This window comes from Nonomuraea antimicrobica, from assembly GCF_039536965.1.
GTDB lineage: Bacteria > Actinomycetota > Actinomycetes > Streptosporangiales > Streptosporangiaceae > Nonomuraea > Nonomuraea antimicrobica.
Genome location: NZ_BAAAZP010000063.1, coordinates 1 through 1,656 on the forward strand (window position 1 = coordinate 1; position 1,656 = coordinate 1,656).

Consider the following 1,656-nt stretch of genomic DNA (forward strand, 5'->3'; position numbering starts at 1 on the left):
TTCATTCCGTCGGTCAGTTTTCCGGACGGGACCTGCACCCACGCGTTCCCACCGGAGGCGTACGCGGTGGCGCCCTGACCGGACCAGATCAATCCCGAACCCTGCTGCGGCGCGGCCGGGTCGTGCTCGATCTCCGCGCCCAGCACCAGCTTCGCACCACCGGCGTCGGACACCTTCCCATACAGCCACGGCGTCGCCGAAGCCAGCGTCCACGCATCAGCACCCCGCGTGGCCGGCACCGCACCCAGCCCGCTGCCCGCCGTCCCGCTCACCGCCACGGTGGCCGACTGCCACTCCGACCACGGACCCGCCACGTTGCCGGCAGTAGACGCCCGCACCCGCCAGCGAATCAACCACCCATCCTTCAACTTGCCCGCCGTCACCACCGGCGACTGCACCCAACACGTGATCAGCGCCGAACACGAACCACTGGACACCGCACCGGCGCCCGACCAGATCAACCCCGAACCCTGCCCGGCGGCCGACGGATCGTGCTCGACCTCCGTCTCCAGCCGCAACGACCGCGACTCAGGATCAGCCCCGTAAGCCGAGAATGTCGGCTGAGTGGACGACAGTGTCCACAGTCCCGCGTTGACCTGCCCGGGAGAGGCTGCCAGCCCTGACACCACCGGCTTGGAGGTGTCCACCCGGCCGGCCTGCCACTCCGACCACGGACTCGCCACCCCGCCAGCGGTTGAGGTCCGTACTCGCCAGCGGATCAGCCAGCCGTCCTTCAGCTTGCCCGCCGTCACCACCGGCGACTGCACCCAACATGTGATCAGCGCCGAACACGAACTACTGGACACCGCACCGGCGCCCGACCAGATCAACCCCGAACCCTGCCCGGCGGCCGACGGATCGTGCTCGATCTGAGTGTCCAGCCGCAACGACCGCGACTCCGGATCAGCCCCGTAAGCCGAGAACGTCGGCTGCAGCGATGTCAACGTCCACAGCCCCGAATTGACCTGGCCGGGGGAGGCTGCCAGCCCTGACACCACCGGCTTGGAGGTGTCCACCCGGCCGGCCTGCCACTCCGACCACGGGCCCGTCACCCCGCCAGCGGTTGAGGTCCGTACTCGCCAGCGGATCAGCCAGCCGTCCTTCAGCTTGCCCGCCGTCACCACCGGCGACTGGACCCAACATGTGATCAGCGCCGAACACGAACCACTGGACACCACTCCGATACTGGCCCAGATCAGGCCTGAACCCTGACTGGCCGCGCCCGGGTCATGCTCGACCTGCGTCTCCAAACGCAACGACCGCGACTCCGGATCAGCCCCGTACGCCGAGAACGTCGGCTGCAGCGTCGACAGCGTCCACAGTCCTGAGGTCTCCTGGCCGGGGGAGGCTGCCAGCCCTGACACCACCGGCTTGGAGGTGTCCACCCGGCTCGACTGCCACTCCGACCACGGTCCCGTCACCTTGGTGGCAGTGGTGACTCGAACCCGCCAGCGGATCAGCCACCCGTCTTTCAACTTGCCTTCCGCCACCACCGGCGACTGCAACCAGCACGAGATCGACATCGAACAAGAGCCACTGGACACCGCACCGGTGCCCGACCAGATCAACCCCGAACCCTGCCCGGCGGCCGAGGGGTCATGCTCGACCTGCGTCTCCAAACGCAACGACCGCGACTCCGGATCAGCCCCATACGCG

Annotated in this window: 1 protein-coding gene; it reads right to left on the reverse strand. The window is 68.4% G+C overall.

Annotation, left to right across the window (positions count from 1 at the left end; genetic code table 11):
- A partial coding sequence (locus ABD844_RS16525) for a hypothetical protein (protein ID WP_344877799.1) occupies positions 1-1,619 on the reverse strand: 1,619 nt, incomplete at its 3' end.
- Positions 1,620-1,656: the final 37 nt, after the last annotated feature.